The 17,016-nt window shown below is 64.9% G+C and carries 17 protein-coding genes; 2 read left to right on the forward strand and 15 right to left on the reverse strand.

The features are described from left to right. Positions 1-12 precede the first annotated feature (12 nt). From OKW26_RS33315 to flhD, 14 genes are all read right to left on the reverse strand, one after another. Complete coding sequence (locus tag OKW26_RS33315) at positions 13-558, reverse strand: DUF2844 domain-containing protein (RefSeq protein ID WP_184065972.1); 546 nt, start codon at positions 556-558, stop codon at positions 13-15. Between the two features lie 337 nt (positions 559-895). Then, the gene (gene cheZ, locus OKW26_RS33320; protein WP_184051785.1) at positions 896-1,606 is read right to left on the reverse strand and encodes a protein phosphatase CheZ; all 711 of its coding nucleotides are present in this window, start codon (positions 1,604-1,606) and stop codon (positions 896-898) included. 1 nt (position 1,607) lies between these two features. Next, positions 1,608-2,003, reverse strand: coding sequence for a chemotaxis response regulator CheY (gene cheY / locus OKW26_RS33325; RefSeq protein WP_018418782.1), 396 nt, complete (start codon positions 2,001-2,003; stop codon positions 1,608-1,610). A gap of 61 nt (positions 2,004-2,064) precedes the next feature. After that, positions 2,065-3,153 carry a protein-glutamate methylesterase/protein-glutamine glutaminase gene (locus OKW26_RS33330; protein ID WP_187613900.1) on the reverse strand — a complete coding sequence of 363 codons (1,089 nt, stop codon included), beginning with the start codon at positions 3,151-3,153 and terminating at the stop codon, positions 2,065-2,067. A 5-nt stretch (positions 3,154-3,158) separates the two neighbouring features. Then, complete coding sequence (gene cheD, locus OKW26_RS33335; RefSeq protein WP_018418784.1) at positions 3,159-3,878, reverse strand: chemoreceptor glutamine deamidase CheD; 720 nt, start codon at positions 3,876-3,878, stop codon at positions 3,159-3,161. Next, on the reverse strand, positions 3,875-4,837 hold the full coding sequence (locus OKW26_RS33340; RefSeq protein ID WP_429356311.1) for a CheR family methyltransferase: 963 nt from the start codon (positions 4,835-4,837) through the stop codon (positions 3,875-3,877). Before OKW26_RS33340 ends, cheD begins: the two co-directional genes overlap by 4 nt. A 205-nt stretch (positions 4,838-5,042) precedes the next feature. Further along, positions 5,043-6,899, reverse strand: a complete 1,857-nt coding sequence (locus tag OKW26_RS33345; protein ID WP_429356312.1) for a methyl-accepting chemotaxis protein — start codon at positions 6,897-6,899, stop codon at positions 5,043-5,045. A 39-nt stretch (positions 6,900-6,938) separates the two neighbouring features. Next, the gene (locus OKW26_RS33350) at positions 6,939-7,472 is read right to left on the reverse strand and encodes a chemotaxis protein CheW (protein ID WP_090802480.1); all 534 of its coding nucleotides are present in this window, start codon (positions 7,470-7,472) and stop codon (positions 6,939-6,941) included. A 78-nt stretch (positions 7,473-7,550) separates the two neighbouring features. Next, a complete protein-coding gene (gene cheA, locus OKW26_RS33355; protein WP_429356313.1) occupies positions 7,551-9,917 on the reverse strand; it encodes a chemotaxis protein CheA in 2,367 nt (788 codons plus the stop codon). A gap of 96 nt (positions 9,918-10,013) precedes the next feature. Next, positions 10,014-10,391, reverse strand: a complete 378-nt coding sequence (locus OKW26_RS33360) for a response regulator (protein WP_018418789.1) — start codon at positions 10,389-10,391, stop codon at positions 10,014-10,016. An 83-nt stretch (positions 10,392-10,474) separates the two neighbouring features. Next, a complete protein-coding gene (gene motB, locus OKW26_RS33365; RefSeq protein WP_090802477.1) occupies positions 10,475-11,485 on the reverse strand; it encodes a flagellar motor protein MotB in 1,011 nt (336 codons plus the stop codon). 22 nt (positions 11,486-11,507) lie between these two features. Continuing rightward, a complete protein-coding gene (motA, locus tag OKW26_RS33370) occupies positions 11,508-12,368 on the reverse strand; it encodes a flagellar motor stator protein MotA (RefSeq protein ID WP_090802475.1) in 861 nt (286 codons plus the stop codon). Between the two features lie 136 nt (positions 12,369-12,504). Then, positions 12,505-13,155 carry a flagellar transcriptional regulator FlhC gene (gene flhC, locus OKW26_RS33375; protein WP_184065986.1) on the reverse strand — a complete coding sequence of 217 codons (651 nt, stop codon included), beginning with the start codon at positions 13,153-13,155 and terminating at the stop codon, positions 12,505-12,507. Further along, a complete protein-coding gene (gene flhD / locus OKW26_RS33380; RefSeq protein WP_090802472.1) occupies positions 13,155-13,475 on the reverse strand; it encodes a flagellar transcriptional regulator FlhD in 321 nt (106 codons plus the stop codon). The genes flhC and flhD overlap by 1 nt, the downstream gene beginning before the upstream one ends. Before the next feature lie 797 nt (positions 13,476-14,272). On the opposite strand from flhD, the gene OKW26_RS33385 reads away from it, so the two are divergent. Then, positions 14,273-15,337 carry a glycosyltransferase family 4 protein gene (locus tag OKW26_RS33385; protein ID WP_090802471.1) on the forward strand — a complete coding sequence of 355 codons (1,065 nt, stop codon included), beginning with the start codon at positions 14,273-14,275 and terminating at the stop codon, positions 15,335-15,337. A 299-nt stretch (positions 15,338-15,636) separates the two neighbouring features. Here OKW26_RS33385 and OKW26_RS33390 read toward each other — a convergent pair whose 3' ends face one another. Further along, positions 15,637-15,939: an H-NS family nucleoid-associated regulatory protein gene (locus OKW26_RS33390; RefSeq protein WP_013090908.1), complete on the reverse strand. Its 303-nt coding sequence runs from the start codon at positions 15,937-15,939 to the stop codon at positions 15,637-15,639. A gap of 287 nt (positions 15,940-16,226) precedes the next feature. On the opposite strand from OKW26_RS33390, the gene aqpZ reads away from it, so the two are divergent. Further along, positions 16,227-16,967 (forward strand): aquaporin Z, encoded by a 741-nt coding sequence (gene aqpZ / locus OKW26_RS33395; RefSeq protein ID WP_184065992.1) that lies wholly within the window; start codon positions 16,227-16,229, stop codon positions 16,965-16,967. Positions 16,968-17,016: the final 49 nt, after the last annotated feature.

Here is a 17,016-nt window from a genome sequence, read left to right on the forward strand (position 1 = left end):
TGGTCCTCGCCGTTACTGGATGTCGGAACCGCTGACGCCGGCCGGCAGCGCGGAGGGCAGCCACGCGACGCCGCTGAACGCGCCCATGTGGCCGCCCGAACGCACCACCAGCCCGCTCTCGTCGACGGCGACCGGCCCCCGCGCATTGCCGCGCGCGGCCCGCACGGCCTTCACGCCGGCCACGTACTGAGGGAAATAACTGCCGAGCAGGTCACTGAGATCGGGCATTTGCGGACCATGCCACGAAATGCCGAATACCGCGCCACTCGTGCTCAGGTATTCGCGCACCACGGTGCCGTTGCCGAACGTGGTCTCGCGTACCGTGTAGGAAGCGGGTGTGGAAGATGTGGAAGACGCCGCGCTCGATTCAGAACGCATGACACTTTGCGATGTGCCGCTGGCGGGCTGCACCACGCGGGAGGACACCGACGCGTCGGACGGGGGGGTGAGCGGCGCGCTGCCCAGCGCCGCATGGGCGGACTGCGCGGCCGTCAGGGCCAATAACGAACATGGCAATACGAGCGCCGTGACTCCGGCGCGACCAATACGACTCCACATGAGAAGCTCCTCCCGAGCCGCGGCACGCTTCGCCGACTGCGCGAAGCGGCCGCTTATAGGCAGATGATACGGCACCGCCGCGGCCGCAACGCTGAGGGATGACCTCGCCGGGCGACTGCCCGGCGTTGCGCGGGCCGGGTGCCGTACCGCTTTGACCTCGTAGTATGCCTGCGGATTCTTTCAGCCGGCGCAAGGCGCGCCCACGCGCGCGACTGACCGACTATTACTAGCAGGAAAACGTACGGAAGATGGGTAGCCGGTACTCATTGAACGCGTGTTTGGCGCAAATCGCGGAGAAACCACCAGTCCGGCGCGCTTGCCGGGCCGAGTCACTTGCTCAGAAACCGAGGCTCGCGAGCAGATCGTCGACCTGCGATTGATCCTGCACCACATCCGTCTTGCCTTCCGGATTGATCTGCGGACCGTTGAGCAGATGCTCCGGGCTGCCCGTCGACGACACCTCCGCCTTGAGAGCCGCGGCGTTCGCCGCGAACTGCTCGCGCCGCTCGAGCGCGATGTTCTCGACCAGCACGCCGAGCAGCTGCTGCTCGATCAGATAGACGACGTCGGTGATCTTCTTGATCACCTGGCCGGTCAGATCCTGGAAGTCCTGCGCGAGCATGATCTCCATCAGCTGCGAGTTGGTCGCGCCGGTCGCGTCGGGCACGCCGCGCAGGAAGGTGCGCGTGTCGTTCATCAGCGCGCGCACTTCCTCGCGCTCGATCGGCGCCGCGTACCACTGCTCCCAGCGCGCGTCGAGCGTGCCCGCGTCTTTCTGCAGCTGCTCCTGGATCGGCTTCGCGATGTCGATCGCCGACAGCACGCGCTCGGCGGCCTGCTCGGTCATGTCGGCGATGTACTTCAGACGATCGCGCGCATCGGGCACGGCTTCGGCCGCGCGCTCGACGTGCTTGTCGAGCCCGAGTTCGCGCATCGAATCGCGCAGCGTGCGCGTCAGTTGTCCGATGCGGGCAAGGATGCGGTCCGACGCGAAGTCGCCGCTGTCGTTGCCCGCTTCGGCGCCAGGCGTTTGGGTCGGCGGCGTCACGTCAGCTCCCGGCTTTCGCCATTTTCTCGAGGATCTTGTTGAGCTTCTCGTCGAGCGTCGCGGCCGTGAACGGCTTGACGACGTAACCGCTCGCGCCGGCCTGCGCCGCCGCGATGATGTTTTCCTTCTTCGACTCGGCCGTCACCATCAACACCGGCAGGTGCGCGAGGCTCGCGTCGGCGCGGATTTCCTTCAGCATCGCGAGACCGTCGAGGTTCGGCATGTTCCAGTCGGAGATCACGAACTCGTAGCTGCCGCTGCGCAGACGCGCGAGACCGGCCGCGCCGTCTTCCGCCTCGTCGACGTTCGAGTAGCCCAGTTCCTTCAGCAGGTTGCGGACGATCCGGCGCATCGTCGGAAAATCGTCAACCACCAGAATCTTCATTCCCTTGTCCATTTCTTTCCCTTTGCTTGATCCATGTTGCGGCGCTCGGCCGCGTCATTCCATCCGGCACGCATCATACCCGCTGAACGCGGTCACCCATCGACGACAAACGCGCCATCACGCGCCGGCTCATGTCCGGCAGCGCGGCGATTTCGTCGGCCGCGCCGAGCGCGATCGCCTCGCGCGGCATGCCGAACACGATGCAACTCGCCTCGTCCTGCGCCAGCGTGTAGGCACCGGCCTTTTTCATCTCCAGCAGCCCGGCCGCGCCGTCGCGCCCCATGCCGGTCAGGATCACGCCAACGGCGTTCTTGCCCGCATGCTGCGCGGCCGAACGGAACAGCACATCGACCGACGGACGATGCCGGTTCACCGGCGGGTCGTCGGACAGATGCGCAATATAGTTCGCACCGCTCCTCGCGAGCAACAGATGCGCATGGCCGGGCGCGATGTACGCGTGCCCCGGCAGCACACGCTCGCCGTGCTCTGCTTCTTTAACGGTAATCCGGCACAAACCATTGAGGCGTTGCGCGAAAGATTTCGTAAAGCCCGGCGGCATGTGCTGCGCGATCAGCACCGCGGGCGCGTCGGGCGGCAGCGGCACCAGCACTTCGCGGATCGCTTCGGTGCCGCCCGTCGAGGCGCCGACGATAACCAGCTTCTCGGTACTCAGCAGCGGGTTGTTGAAGAGCGGCGCGGCGCCGGCCGGCGCCTGCGCGGCCTGGGTGGCCGCATGCTGCGCCGGCGCTGCCTGGCGCACGCGCGCGCGGGCTGCCGCGCGAACCTTGTCGGCGAGCTTTTCCGCGTAGTCGAGCATGCCGTCGCGAATGCCGACCTTCGGCTTGGTCACGAAATCGACCGCGCCGAGTTCGAGCGCGCGCAGCGTGATTTCGTTGCCGCGCTCGGTCAGCGACGACACCATCACGACCGGCATCGGCCGCAGACGCATCAGCTTCTCGAGAAAGTCGAGGCCGTCCATGCGCGGCATTTCGACGTCGAGCGTCAACACGTCCGGGTTGTGCTGCTTGATGAGCTCGCGCGCGACGAGCGGATCGGGTGCCGTCGCGACCACCGTCATGTCCGGCTGGCTATTGATGATTTCGGTCATCAGGCTGCGGATCAGCGCCGAATCGTCGACGCACAATACCTTGATCTTTTGCACAGCGCTCACGCCTCCTCTGTGGTTCTGGCGTTGTTGGAATGAGTCGGGCGCGGGCTCGCGCCGAACAATTCGATTCTCGGCCGCGCGGCGGCGGCGGCCGGCTTCGCGAACAGCTCGACCCGCTTGCGCGCGGCGGCGAGCCGCTCGGCGCGCGCTTCGGCGCTTTGCCGCACGAGCGCCTGTTCGCGCTCGGCGACGCCCGCTTCCTGTTGCAAGCGCAATTTCTTCACCATCACCTGACCGGTGCGCGGCATGAACGCGACCTTGCGCGGGTGCGAGCCCTGCAGGTCCTCGGCGACGATGCGGATCTTTTCGGTGGCCAGATAGCGGCGCACGAACTCGGAGTTGCGATCGCCGATGTTCATCGTCGTCATGCCCGCGAGCACCGCGCCGCCGCCGAACACCTTGGCCTCGAAGCGCTCGCGCCGCCCGCCCGCCTTGATCAGTTCGTTGATCAGCACTTCCATCGCGTACGCGCCGTAGCGCATCGAGTCCGACGCGGCCTGCGCGACGTCGGCGCCGTCGTCGGGCAGCATGAAGTGATTCATGCCGCCGATGCCCGCGGTGCGGTCCTGGATGCAGGCCGCGACGCACGAGCCGAGCACGGTCACGAGCACCATGTCTTCGCTCGTCGTATAGAACTCGTTGGGCAACAGCTTCACGCCGGGGCGCTGGAAGTGGTTGTCGTAGTACAGGTTCGAAGCGATCGGCAGCGTGCTGCTCATGCGGCCACCCCGCTCGATTGATGCGCGTCATGCGCGTTGGCGCGCGACGGCGCGCGAGTGCCGCCCGCGTCGCGCGTCAGTTCGTAGACGGTCTGGCCGCGCAGCCGGAACGCTTGCGTCACGTACGTGAAGTTTTCCGAATGGCCGGCGAACAACAGGCCGCCCGGTTTCATCAGCGGCTCGAAGCGCGACAGCACCTGCGCCTGCGTCGGCTTGTCGAAATAGATCATCACGTTGCGGCAGAAGATCGCGTCGAACTGCGTGCGCAACTGGTAATCGCGATTGGTCAGGTTCAGTTGCTCGAAGCGCACGAGCGCGCGCACTTCGGGACGCACCTTGACCATCCCCGCATGCGCGCCCGTGCCCTTCAGGAAGAAGCGCTTCAACCGCTCGGGCGACAGGTGCTTGACCTGGTCGAACTGGTAGACGCCGGCCTCGGCCTTCGCGAGCACCTGGGTGTCGATGTCGGTCGCGAGCACCGACGCCTGGCGCGCGCCGCTGTCGCCGAGCGCTTCGAGCAGCGTCATCGCGATCGAGTACGGCTCCTCGCCCGTCGATGCCGCCGAGCACCACACGGACACCGGTTGCGCACGGCGCGGCACGAACTCGGCGAGGATCGGAAAGTGATGGGCTTCGCGGAAAAACGCCGTGAGGTTGGTGGTCAGGGCATTGGTGAACGCTTCCCACTCGGCCGGATCGTTTTCCGCTTCGAGCAGATCGAGATACTGCCGGAACGTATCGATGCCGCGCGCCCGCAAGCGGCGCGCGAGGCGGCTATACGCCATGTCGCGCTTGTGGTCCGACAGCGAGATGCCCGCCCCGCGATGAATCAGCTCGCGGATGCGGGCGAAATCGGCCGCCGTAAATTCGAAATCGCGGCCCGTCTCGACGGACCTGGCCGGCTCTCTGCGGTCAGGTGCTGCCCGCGCGGGGCGTTGTGTTGCGCGCGTTGCCATCATGAAAATTCCTGTCTGCGATATGAGCCGTCACGCTCGCCGCCCAGCCGGACTGCCTGGGAGGTAGGAATTGTCGTCGCGGGGTCGCGCCCTCCCGCGAGTTCCAGCGACATATGGCCGGCTCGCGACACGCGTGCTGTGCGTGGCTTCGATGCTTCGCCCATCCGCGGGCGCGATGCCGGTTGACCACATGTCACTCTGCCGTTGCCTAAAATGTTTCCCAGTCCGCGTCCGAGCTCGCCTTCGCCGTGCCCGGCGGAGCGGCGCGCGTGGGCGTGTCGATCGCGACGCGAGCCGCGGCTGCGGCCGGCCGGGGCTTCAATGCCGGTTCGACGCGTGCGGCCGCGTCGTGCTGCGTCGGGGTCGCCGCGCTCGCCGCGATTGCCTTCGATTCCTTGCTCGCGCCCACCGGGTTCACCGGAGTCGCCGCGCTCGCCGCTTGCGGTGCAGCCCTGGCGGGCCGCGCGGGCGTCTGCGCACGCGTCGCCGGGGCGCTCTGACGCGCCGGTGTGCCGGTTACCTTCCAGCCGCCCAGCACCGCCTGCAACTGCCGCGTCTGATCTTCGAGCGACGCCGCCGCGGCCGCCGCCTGTTCGACCAGCGCCGCGTTCTGCTGCGTGACCGAATCCATCTGCACGACCGCGCGGTTGACCTGCTCGATGCCGCCCGACTGCTCCTCCGACGCCGCGCTGATCTCGCCCATGATGTCGGTCACGCGACGCACCGCCTGCACGATTTCGTCCATCGTCGTGCCCGCGCGGCCGACCAGCTCGGAGCCGCTCCTGACCTTGTCGGCCGAATCGCCGATCAGCTCCTTGATCTCCTTCGCGGCGCTCGCGCTGCGCTGCGCGAGGCTGCGCACTTCGCCCGCGACGACCGCGAAACCGCGGCCCTGTTCGCCGGCGCGTGCGGCTTCGACCGCCGCGTTCAGCGCGAGGATGTTGGTCTGGAACGCGATGCCCTCGATCACGCCGATGATGTCGACGACCTTGTTCGAACTGGTCGCGATTTGCTGCATCGTCGTGACGACCTGGCTCACCACGTCGCCGCCGCGCGTCGCGATGTCCGACGCGTTGACGGCGAGCTGGCTCGCCTGGCGCGCGTTCTCGGTGTTCTGCCGCACGGTGCCGGTCAGCTGATCCATGCTCGATGCGGTTTCCTGCAGCGACGCCGCTTGCTGCTCGGTGCGCTGCGACAGATCGGTGTTGCCCATCGCGATTTCGCGCGCGCCGGTGTCGATCGATTCGGTGCCGCTGCGGACCGCGCGCACCATCGTCGCGAGGCTTTCCTGCATCCGCTTGATGCCCGCGAACAGGCGGCCGATTTCATTGTTGCTGAACACCTCGACGGGGGTGGACAGGTCGCCCCCAGCGATCCGCTCGAAACAGGCGGTCGCGTCGTTCAGCGGCTGCACGATGAGCCCGCGCAGCGCGAAACGGATGCCGACCACCACCAGCAGCGCGAACGCCGTGGTCACGCAAATCAGCATGATCATCAGCGACGCGCTCGACTGCGCGCTCGTTTCCTGATCGGCCACGCTCTGCCGCAACGCCTGGATCACCGCGGCGGCGGCCGCGTCGTAGGCGATGAACATCGGGCTGATCTTCGTGTCCGCGACCGCGTGATACGCGTCGAGATCGTTCGCGTTCAACGCGGCGAATTCGACGTCGACGCCGTCGTGCATCACCGTCGTACGCTTCGCGAGCACATCGTCGAGCAAGGCCTGCTCGACGCGGTGCTTCGGCGCGTCGAGATACGCCTGCCAGCTCTGCTTGCTCTTGCCGAGCAGCTCCTGCGCGCGATCGAGCGCCTTCTTCGCCTCGTCCGCGTTACCGGCGGCCGTCAGCGTGTTGAAGCGCTCGATCGCGATGCGCGAACGCAACAGATACGCCGACGCATCGTCGAGCGCATGAATCGCGACCAGTTCGCCGCGTGCGATGCGATCGAGCGAGTCGCTCGCGCCATTCAGCGCGGTCAGCCCGAGCGCGCCGACTACTACGGTCAGCGCCGCCAGAAGAATCCCCACCATCGTCAGCGACGTGCGGATCGACCACCTGCTCAGCATTTTGATGCTCCTTGTGCCGGGTTCCGTTACTGCCTGCGCTCAGACGCCGAGCGTTTCGGTCAGCGACATCTCGGAGCTGGTCATCAGCTTCTCGATGTCCATCAGGATCAGCATGCGGCCGTCGACCGTGCCGAGACCGGTCAGGTATTCGGTCGTCAGCGTCGCGCCGAATTCCGGTGCCGGCATGATCTGATCGACCGCGAGCGTCAGCACGTCCGACACGCCGTCCACGACCATGCCGACCACGCGATGCGCGACGTTCAGGATGATCACGACGGTCTGATGGTCGTACTCGACGCGGCCGAGATGGAACTTGATCCGCATGTCGACGATCGGCACGATGATGCCGCGCAGGTTGATCACGCCCTTGATGAACTCGGGCGCATTGGCGATGCGCGTCACGTTGTCGTAGCCGCGGATTTCCTGCACCTTCAGGATGTCGATGCCGTACTCTTCCGCGCCGAGCGTGAAGACGAGGAATTCCTGACCGCCGGCGTCCGCCTGCGCGTCGCGGCGGCCATTCGTACCGCTCGCGTTTGCGACGCTCGAATTGATGGATTGGACTTCTGCCACGTTAGCCCCCAAACGGTTGGGATGAATTGAGTTGAAGTTGTGTTGCGATGTCTGTCAGTGCCGCGTTTGCTGCGTGCGTTAGGCGAGGCTCATCGCCTGCGCATGCCCATGCCCATGCGCATGACGCGATTCGCGGTTCAGCGCCGCGACGTCCACGATCAGCGCGACGCTGCCGTCGCCCAGAATGGTCGCCGCGGAAATGCCGTGCACCTTGCGGTAGTTCGTTTCCAGATTCTTCACGACCACCTGCTGCTGGCCGACGAGTTCATCGATCAGCATCGCGAAGCGCCGTCCCTCGGTCTGCATGATCGTGACGATGCCCTGGGTCGGCTCCTGCTTCGCATCCGACACGTTGAACACCTCGTGCAGCGCGACGAGCGGCAGGTATTCGCCGCGCACGCGCACCACGCGCTCGCCGTTGGCGACCGTGTAAATGTCTTCGGCTCGCGGTTGCAGCGACTCCATCACGAAGTTCAGCGGCAGGATGAAGATCTCGTTGCCGACCTTCACCGACATGCCGTCGAGGATCGCGAGCGTGAGCGGCAGCACGATCCGCGTGGTGCTGCCCTTGCCCGCGTGCGACGTGATCTCGACGTGACCGCCCATCGACTGGATGTTGCGCTTCACCACGTCCATGCCGACGCCGCGGCCGGACACGTCGGTGACCTGCTCGGCGGTCGAGAAGCCCGGCAGGAAGATCAGGTTCCAGACTTCCTCGTCGCTCATCGCTTCGCTGACCTGCATGCCCTGCTTGGCCGCCTTCGCGAGAATCTTGTCGCGGCGCAGGCCCGCGCCGTCGTCGCTGACCTCGATGACGATGTTGCCGCCGTGGTGCGCCGCCGACAGCACCAGCTGACCGGTCGAATCCTTGCCCGCCGCGCGCCGCGCCTCGACGGTCTCGATGCCGTGGTCGAGACTGTTGCGCACGAGGTGCGTCAACGGGTCGATGATCCGTTCGATAAGGCTCTTGTCGAGTTCGGTCGCCTGACCGAAGGTGACGAGTTCGACCTCCTTGCCGAGTTTCGCCGCGAGATCGCGCACCAGACGCGGGAAGCGGCTGAACACGTAATCCATCGGCATCATGCGGATCGACATCACCGCTTCCTGCAGATCGCGCGCGTTGCGCTCGAGTTGCGCCATGCCGTTGAAGAGCCGGTCGTGCAGCGCCGGATCGAACGTGCTGGTGGTCTCCGCGAGCATCGCCTGCGTGATCACCAGCTCGCCGACCAGATTGATCAGCTGATCGACCTTCTCGACGCCGACGCGAATCGAGCTGCCTTCGGCGCCGGCCGCCGCGGCGGCCGGACGGGCCGCCTTGCGGTCCTGATCGGCGGACGCGGCCGAAGCCGGTTTGGCCGCCGCCTGAGCCGCCGCGGGTGCCGCAGGCGGCGGCTCGATGCTGTCCGCCTGACCGGGTGCGCTTGCGGGCGCAGCGGTGAGGGCCGCCGGGGTCGACGATGCTGCGGGCTCCGTGTGAAGGACCGGCTGCGCCTGCGCTTGCGCCGCGGGAGCGGCGGGCGCGACCTGCGCGGATTGCGCCGGTGTCGGAGCGGCAGCGTCGGGCGTTCCAGGTTCGCCCTGCTGCGCGTCGTCCGCCGGCGCGGTGCCACGGCCGATCGTGATCTGACTTTCGTCGATCACGAAGCAGCACACGGCGATGATGTCGTCGGAAGATACGTCGCTCGAGAGCCACAGCGTCAGATCGCTGCCGCTCTTGACCTGCCCGACGATGTTGCCCAGGTTGCCCAGCTCTTCGGTGAGCAGTTCCTGGTCTTTCTCTCCCACGCCCCGTAGCGTAATTTTCAGATGTGGGCCGGCGCTGTCGGCCGTGCCCGCGGCTTGTCCGGTCTGTGCCGGTTCGCCGTCGATCCATTCGCCCGCCGCCTGCACCGCCTGTTCGACGACGTGCTCGGGCGGGGTGCCGCCTTGCTGCTGTACCGCGGTTGCTTGTGTTGTTGTTTGGGTTGCCGCCGCCTGCGTTGCTGCGGGCGCGGGGGCGCTCACGGCCGGCGCGGTTTCGGCGCTCGCCGCCGCTGCCGGCGCGCCGCCCATGCGGCTTTCCGCGTGCAGCTGCTCCAGCTTCGCGCAGATCGCGCGCGCCACCGCCGCATCGGGCTCGGCGCTCGCGCGATAGTCGGCGAGCTGGCCGGACAGCACGTCCTTGGTTTCGAGGAACGTGTCGATCATGTCCTTGCGCAGCACCAGCTCGTTGTTGCGCGCGCGATCGAGCAGCGACTCGAGAATGTGCGTGGTCTCGGTGAGCGCGGTGAAACCGAACGTTGCCGCGCCGCCCTTGATCGAATGCGCGGCGCGAAAGATCGCCGCGAGGTCTTCGGGGTCCGGGTGGGCCACGTCGAGATTGAGCAGCAATTGCTCCATCTGCGCGAGCAGTTCGTCCGCTTCGTCGAAGAACGTCTGATAGAACTGTGTGATGTCGAGTGTCATGCCTGGTTCACCGCGAGAGTGCCTGTCTGGCTTGAGTCGCCGTAGAGGCGCGTCGAGAGCTATCTGTACTGTGTCTAAAGGTGTTGATGACGCGGATCAAGCCGGGTCCGGTTCGGCCAGCGCCGCCACCAGCTCGGTCAGCATGTCCGGGTCGAGCGGCTTTTCGATCCAGCCGGTCGCGCCCGCCGCGCGCGCCGCCTCTTTGAAGGGTTCGCCCGATTCCGTCGTGAGGACGAGGATGGGCGTCGCCTGATAGGCCGGATTTCCGCGCAGCGCGGTGATCAGATCGAGACCGGTCTTGCCGGGCATGTGCTGGTCGGTCAACACGAGATCGAACGCCATCGCGAGCGCGTTTTCGAGCCCTTCGTTGCCGTCCGCCGCGAGCGTGACTTCATAGCCGGCGCCCGTCAGCGTCGCGGCGAGGATCTGCCGCATCGATGCCGAATCGTCGATTGCCAGGATGTGCCTGATCATGAAAACCTCGCTGCGCTTAACACTGGGCCGCCGGGCGGTGCGCGCCGGTCGGGCGCGGGCCGCGGCCCGGCGGCCGCGGTCTGTTACTGGGCCGGTGGCGCCGCCGCCGGCAACTTCGGTGCAGCCGTCACCGGCTGCGCAAGTCTTTGCAGCAGCGGCTTCGAGCCGGCTGCGTCGTCCGACAGGGTCGTCGTCGTGGAGTCGTCGTGATCGAGCGCCTCCTCGGACTTCCTGTTCAACACGATGATGCTGATGCGACGGTTTTCCGGATCGAGCGGGTCCGCCTTGTTCAGGTTCTGCGTCGACGCGAGACCGAGCACGCGCATTACCTTCGCTTCGTCCATGCCGCCCGCGACCAGCTCGCGCCGCGACGCGTTGGCGCGGTCGGCCGACAGCTCCCAGTTGCTATAGCCCTTCTCACCGCCCGCGTACGGCACGGCGTCGGTATGGCCCTGCACGATGATGCGGTTCGGCACGTCGTTCAGCGTGTGGCCGATCTCGCGCAGGATGTCGCGCATGTACGGCTCGACGACGTCGCGTGCGGTCGCGAACATCGGCCGCTTCTGCGAGTCGACGATCTCGATGCGCAGGCCGGTCAGCGTCGAGTCGATGCGGATCTGCTGCTTGAACTGGCGCAGCACCGGGTTCGCCTCGATCGCGGCCATCAGCTTGACCTGCAGGTCGTGCAGGCGCACCTGTTCCTGGCGTTCGAGCGCGCCCGTCAGCTGCTTCACGGAGTCGTCGTCGTTGTGCGACGCGGTGCGCTCGGCGCGGCTGCTGCTGCCGTCGGTCGAGCGGGTCACGCCCTGCGCGTCGGTCGAGATGTCGCGACCGCCGCCCTTCAGGATGCTCGAGTCTTCGGCGCTGCGATCGCCGCCCCACAGCGTGATCTTCAACGGCTGGTTGAAGTAGTCGGCGATACCTTTCAGCTGCACGGTGGAGGCCGAACTCAGCAGCCACATCAGCAGGAAGAACGCCATCATCGCGGTCATGAAGTCCGCGTACGCGAGCTTCCACGCGCCGCCGTGATGACCGGACTTTTTCGGCGCGCTGCGCTTGACGACGATTGCGCGGTCTTTGTCCTTGCTGCTCATCGGTTCGGTTCCCGTCGCCTGCTTATTTCGCCTTGACGCGGCGCACGTGCTCTTCGAGCTCGGCGAACGACGGGCGCTCGGTCGAGAACAGCACCTTGCGGCCGAACTCGACCGCGATCGCCGGCGCGTAGCCGTTCAGGCTCGCGAGGATCGTCACCTTGATGCACTGGAACATCTTGGTCGACTCGGTCACGCGCTGCTCGGCGACGCTGGCGAGCGGCCCGATCAGCCCGTACGAAAGGAGAATGCCGAGGAACGTGCCGACGAGCGCCTGCGCGATCATTTCACCGAGCACGGCGGGCGGCTTGTCGGCCGAGGCCATCGTGTGCACGACGCCCATCACCGCGGCGACGATACCGAACGCCGGCATCGCGTCGCCGACCTTGGTCAGCGCGTGCGCGGGCGCCTCGCCTTCCTGGTGGTGCGTCTCGATCTCCTCGTCCATCAGGCTTTCGATCTCGAATGCATTCATGTTGCCGCCGACCATCAGCCGCAGGTAGTCGGTCAGGAACTCGATGATGTGCTTGTCGGCGAGGATCTTCGGGTACTGCGTGAAGATCGGGCTCTTCGACGGATCGTCGATGTCGGCTTCGAGCGTCAGCGTGCCTTCCTTGCGCGCTTTCGCGAGCAGCACGTACAGGAGCCCCATCAGCTCCATGTAGACGTCCTTGTTGTACTTCGCGCCCTTGAACAGGGTCGGAATGACGCGCAGGGTCGCCCGGATCGTCTTCATCCCGTTACCGAGAATGAATGCGCCGACTCCGGCGCCGACGATCATCAGCACCTCGACGGGTTGCAGCAGCGCGCCGAGATGGCCGCCTTCGAGCGCGTAACCGCCGAAAACGGACAACAGCGTCACGAGTGTTCCCACGAAAATCAGCACTGCCGAGCCCTCACAAAAAAGCGACGGTTACCGTCGTTAGTCAGGTTTACGGCACCGGGGCGGAAAACTTTGGGGAAAAAGACGGCGCTCGAGTCCGGTGTAAACCAGAGGCTTGCGCTGCCTCAACGCGTGCTGCTCAGACTTCGGCGGTGACGAGGGTATCGAGCGTGGGGGCGGGGCAGCGGGCCTCGTGAGCTCGCGCGTCGGTCACTTGCGGCACCTCGGCCGGGACTCCGGCGACGGCGATTTGCCGCTCGGCCCGCGTTTGCGCCGCCTTCTTCGTCTTGCCCGCGCGCGACGGCGGCTGACACAGCCCGCACACGAACCCGTGCTGCGGATCGTGCGCGTGCGCGACGAAGTGGCCGCCGCAGCGGCGGCAGGCGCTCATCTGCAGCATGCCCGAGTCGAAGAAGCGCACCAGCGTCCAGGCGCGCGTGAGACTGAGCACCGGCTCGTCGTCGTGCAACTGCACGTGCTCGAGATACAGCCGGTAGCTCTTCACGATCGATTCGATCGCGCGGCAGCCGCCGTGACCGGCCATGAAACGGTAGATGTTGTAGAACAGCGACGAATGAAAGTTCGGCTGCCAGGTCATGAACCAGTCGGTCGAAAACGGCAGCATGCCCTTGGGCGGCGACACCCCTTTCAATTCCTTGTACAGCTTGACGAGCCGGTCGCGCGACAGGCTGGTTTCCGCCTCCAGCAATTGCAGACGCGCGCCCAGTTCGATCAGCTCGATCGCGAGGGTGATTTCCCGGACTTCGAGTAAGACGCTCTTACTGGCCATCAGCCGATCTGCTCGACCGGCTGGCTCGCCATCAGGATCGCCGAATGAGCCTGCGCCATCGCGCTGGACTTGTCCTTGTCCGCAAGGGCGGACAGCACCGCGTGATCGTCGAAGCGGAAGCGGCACAGCATCTGGTTGGACGCCGCGAGCTTGACGGTCTGCGCCAACGACAGATTGGCGAGCACGTCGGCCAGCTGGTCCGAAATACCCATGCGGAACATGCCCATCGGCTTGTCTTCGCGCAGCAGACGCTGGGCGAGCAGCAGATAGGAAAGATTGACTTCCCTGATCTCACTGAGCATATGGCTAGTCGTGCTCATGATTTCCCCCGTTCGTATGCCCGGCTGGTCAGGCCGATTTTTGCGGAAACGTTTGCTCGAACGCGCGCGCTGAATCCGCGCGCATCCGCTCGTCTCTGGTCTTGCAAGCATTGTCTCGAAAGGGGGCACAGCCGAAAATCGGAGAGACACCCCAGCTGGATGACGGATTAATCCGTCATTTGTGTAGGAATTATTCCTACAACCCGGGTTGCGGCGAGGCACGAATTGGGCCGAATTAATGCGCGGGGCGGGACTGACGATGCGTGCTGGGAATTTATACGGCTGCGGCGTGTACCGGATGGTGAGTTTTCAGAACTTCATCGCCGCACCGTAAATCGGTGGAAAAGAATTATAAGACGTTTTCAGCCGGCTGCAATCTGGCTCAGTTAGAGATCTTTCCCGGCTCATCCGACCCTCGGGTCCGCCGCTTGCTACGGTGCATTTCGCCTGTCGAGCTTGATTGAGTCGGTGGAATTACGCTTCCCGATGATGGGGCCCTGTTGGCGGCTCGACCTTGCGCGGCAGCTGTAACGGTCGATGTTTCGCGCTGTAACAACATTAAGCGTTTGAAAAATAACTCGAATTACCGCGGTCGATCCCGATAATGAAGGCTAAGGGATTACCCGATAGCTATTTCGGAGCCCCTCGGGCGGGGCAAACCGCGCCCAACCGTCCGGTTAGGCAGACGTACCACGCGCCATTCAGCCGTGGTGCGAAGCCCCGGTAAGTATCAAAAATCCGCATGGGATCCGGGTCGGCGCCACAGCGCTAACTTTGATCGACACAGGAGAAAACGCATGCGAATCGCACAAGTCGCGCCGCTCTACGAAGCTGTCCCACCGAAACTCTATGGCGGCACCGAACGTGTCGTGTCGTATCTGACCGAAGCGCTGGTCGAGCTCGGCCATGACGTCACGCTGTTCGCGAGCGGCGACTCGGTCACGTCCGCCAATCTCGAGGCGTGCTGGCCGCGCGCGCTGCGCCTCGATCCGACGATTCGCGATGCATTGGCGCCGCACGTGCTGATGATGGAAAAGGTCCGCAAGATCGCGCACGAGTTCGACGTGCTGCACTTCCATCTCGACTACCTGCCGTTCCCCCTGTTCACGACGATGGACACGCCGTTCGTGACCACGCTGCACGGTCGTCTCGACCTGCCGGAATTACAGCCGGTGTTCGACGCGTTCTCGCATGTGCCGGTCGTGTCGATTTCGGATTCGCAGCGTCTGCCGCTGCAGCAGGCCAACTGGCTCAACACGATCTATCACGGTCTGCCGGACCAGTTGCTGACGCCGCAGCCGCACAAGAAGCCCGAATATCTCGCGTTCCTCGGCCGCATCTGCCCGGAAAAACGCGTCGATACAGCTATCAGGATCGCCGCGCAAAGCGGTCTGCCGCTGAAGATCGCCGCCAAGGTGGACAAGGTCGACATGGAGTACTTCAAGCGCGAGATCGAGCCGCTGCTGTCGATGGCGCATGTCGAGTTCGTCGGCGAGATCAACGAGGCGCAGAAACCCGAGTTTCTGTCGGGCGCGAAGGCGCTGCTGTTCCCGATCGACTGGTCCGAGCCGTTCGGCCTCGTGATGATCGAGTCGATGGCCTGCGGCACGCCGGTTATCGCGTTCAACCGCGGCTCCGTGCCTGAGGTGATCGACCACGGCGTGACCGGCTATATCGTCGAGGACGTGCAAGGCGCGGTAGCGGCTCTGCAGCGTCTCGACGAGCTGTCGCGCATCGAAATCCGCGCCCAGTTCGAACGCCGCTTCAGTTCGAAAACGATGGCGCAGAACTATATCGACGGCTATTCCGCCTTGATTGAAACGTCGCGGCGCCCGGTATTGCGCCAGGTCGCGGTCGGCTAGGCGCGCCTGAAAACGGCCGGCGCTTTTGCGGCTGGCCGTTTTCGGCCCGCATTGAAGCGGCGCTGTGAACCTTCGCTTATAACGCCGCAATAGCGGCGAGTCCGGCATCGGAATCGTTTGCGCGAGCGAAAAACGAAGTCTTTTGGCTGCCGGACGCGAAAAAGCCGCCCTGTATGGGCGGCTTTTTTAATACAGGGATGGTTGCGCTTCCACGGTGGATTTGCGCGCGGCGAATAAGCCAAACAGCAAAGAAACCTTCAGACCGCCTTCACCCCGTCTCACATCAGGTCGGGCGGGCGTCACGCCGAGCCAATCAGAAATCGCTCGCGATTCTTGCCGACGATCCATTTGGGCGGCTTGCCGCGCCCGCTCCATGTATTGCCCGACTTCGGGTCCTGATATTTCGCCGGCAGCGGCGTCTTCTTGGGCGGGCGGCCGCGCTTGGCGGCGACCGCGAAACCGAGATCCTGCGCGGTCAGACCGTATTCGGCGATCTTTTGGCGGATGTCGGCGACGACATTGTCGATTTCCGTGCGTCGCGCTTCTTCTGCCTGTGCCTGCAATTTGGCAATCTGCGCCTTGAGGTCTGCATATTGAGACATTCGGTTCTCCCCTTTTCTAGAACTCATTCGACCGCAGACTAGCTGCAATTATAAAAATTCGCAATGGCGACTAATACCGGTTTAGCGAATTTTCCTCTGATAATTATTAAAGAGTGTGAATTGTAAAACCTGCGCTTTATCTCGTAATAGTTTATAAATTCTGTGCGGATTGACAATCTTTGACACTCGATTTGGCGCTGTCTGCCTAGAATTGCGCGCTCAAGGTACGTACTCGCCCTTTTCGATGCGTGCTTCTGAAGTACCCATTCTTTTTAGGATCACCAAACATGCAGTTGTCAAAGCGCCTCGTTGCCGAATTGCTCGGCACCTTCTGGCTCGTGCTCGGAGGCTGCGGCAGCGCGGTCCTCGCCGCCAACTTCGCCGGGCCGGTTCACGGATTGGGCATCGGCTTCGTCGGCGTGTCGCTGGCCTTCGGCCTGACCGTGCTGACGATGGCTTTTGCGATCGGCCACATTTCGGGCTGCCACCTGAATCCGGCGGTGAGCGTCGGACTGGCCGTCGCCGGCCGATTTCCGGTGCGCGATCTTCTGCCCTATGTCGTCGCGCAGGTGGTCGGCGCGGTGCTCGGCGCATTCGTGCTGTCGCTGATCGCGTCGGGCAAGCCTGGCTTCGACCTGGTCGCGAGCGGCTTCGCGACGAACGGTTACGGCGAGCAATCGCCGGGTCACTACTCGCTCGCCGCTGCCTTCATTTGCGAAGTGGTAATGACTGGCTTCTTCCTGTTCGTGATTCTCGGCGCGACCGACCGCCGCGCGCCGGCCGGCTTCGCGCCCATCGCGATCGGCCTGTGCCTGACGCTGATCCATCTGGTCTCGATTCCTGTCACCAACACGTCGGTCAATCCGGCGCGCTCGACGGGCCCGGCGCTATTCGTCGGCGGCGTGGCGATCGATCAGCTGTGGCTGTTCTGGGTTGCGCCGATCATCGGTGCGGTGATCGCGGGTGTCGTCTATCCGCTGATCGCTGAGGATCGCAGCAGCGATGCGCGCAAGCTGGCGCTCGACTGACGGCCAGTTCGACGCCCCGGTCTCGCGATCGTCGCGTAGCCGGCATGAA

This window comes from Paraburkholderia sp. 32, assembly GCF_050435345.1.
Taxonomy (GTDB): domain Bacteria; phylum Pseudomonadota; class Gammaproteobacteria; order Burkholderiales; family Burkholderiaceae; genus Paraburkholderia; species Paraburkholderia tuberum.

Excerpts from the sequence above, each read along its gene's own strand:
- OKW26_RS33315 (WP_184065972.1), bottom strand. The coding sequence starts at position 558 with ATGTGGAGTCGTATTGGTCGCGCCGGAGTCACGGCGCTCGTATTGCCA.
- aqpZ (WP_184065992.1), top strand. The coding sequence starts at position 16,227 with ATGCAGTTGTCAAAGCGCCTCGTTGCCGAATTGCTCGGCACCTTCTGG.
- OKW26_RS33360 (WP_018418789.1), bottom strand. The coding sequence starts at position 10,391 with ATGATCAGGCACATCCTGGCAATCGACGATTCGGCATCGATGCGGCAG.
- OKW26_RS33385 (WP_090802471.1), top strand. The coding sequence starts at position 14,273 with ATGCGAATCGCACAAGTCGCGCCGCTCTACGAAGCTGTCCCACCGAAA.
- flhC (WP_184065986.1), bottom strand. The coding sequence starts at position 13,155 with ATGGCCAGTAAGAGCGTCTTACTCGAAGTCCGGGAAATCACCCTCGCG.
- cheA (WP_429356313.1), bottom strand. The coding sequence starts at position 9,917 with ATGACACTCGACATCACACAGTTCTATCAGACGTTCTTCGACGAAGCG.
- OKW26_RS33340 (WP_429356311.1), bottom strand. The coding sequence starts at position 4,837 with ATGATGGCAACGCGCGCAACACAACGCCCCGCGCGGGCAGCACCTGAC.
- cheD (WP_018418784.1), bottom strand. The coding sequence starts at position 3,878 with ATGAGCAGCACGCTGCCGATCGCTTCGAACCTGTACTACGACAACCAC.
- motB (WP_090802477.1), bottom strand. The coding sequence starts at position 11,485 with ATGAGCAGCAAGGACAAAGACCGCGCAATCGTCGTCAAGCGCAGCGCG.
- flhD (WP_090802472.1), bottom strand. The coding sequence starts at position 13,475 with ATGAGCACGACTAGCCATATGCTCAGTGAGATCAGGGAAGTCAATCTT.
- OKW26_RS33390 (WP_013090908.1), bottom strand. The coding sequence starts at position 15,939 with ATGTCTCAATATGCAGACCTCAAGGCGCAGATTGCCAAATTGCAGGCA.
- OKW26_RS33345 (WP_429356312.1), bottom strand. The coding sequence starts at position 6,899 with ATGCTGAGCAGGTGGTCGATCCGCACGTCGCTGACGATGGTGGGGATT.
- cheY (WP_018418782.1), bottom strand. The coding sequence starts at position 2,003 with ATGGACAAGGGAATGAAGATTCTGGTGGTTGACGATTTTCCGACGATG.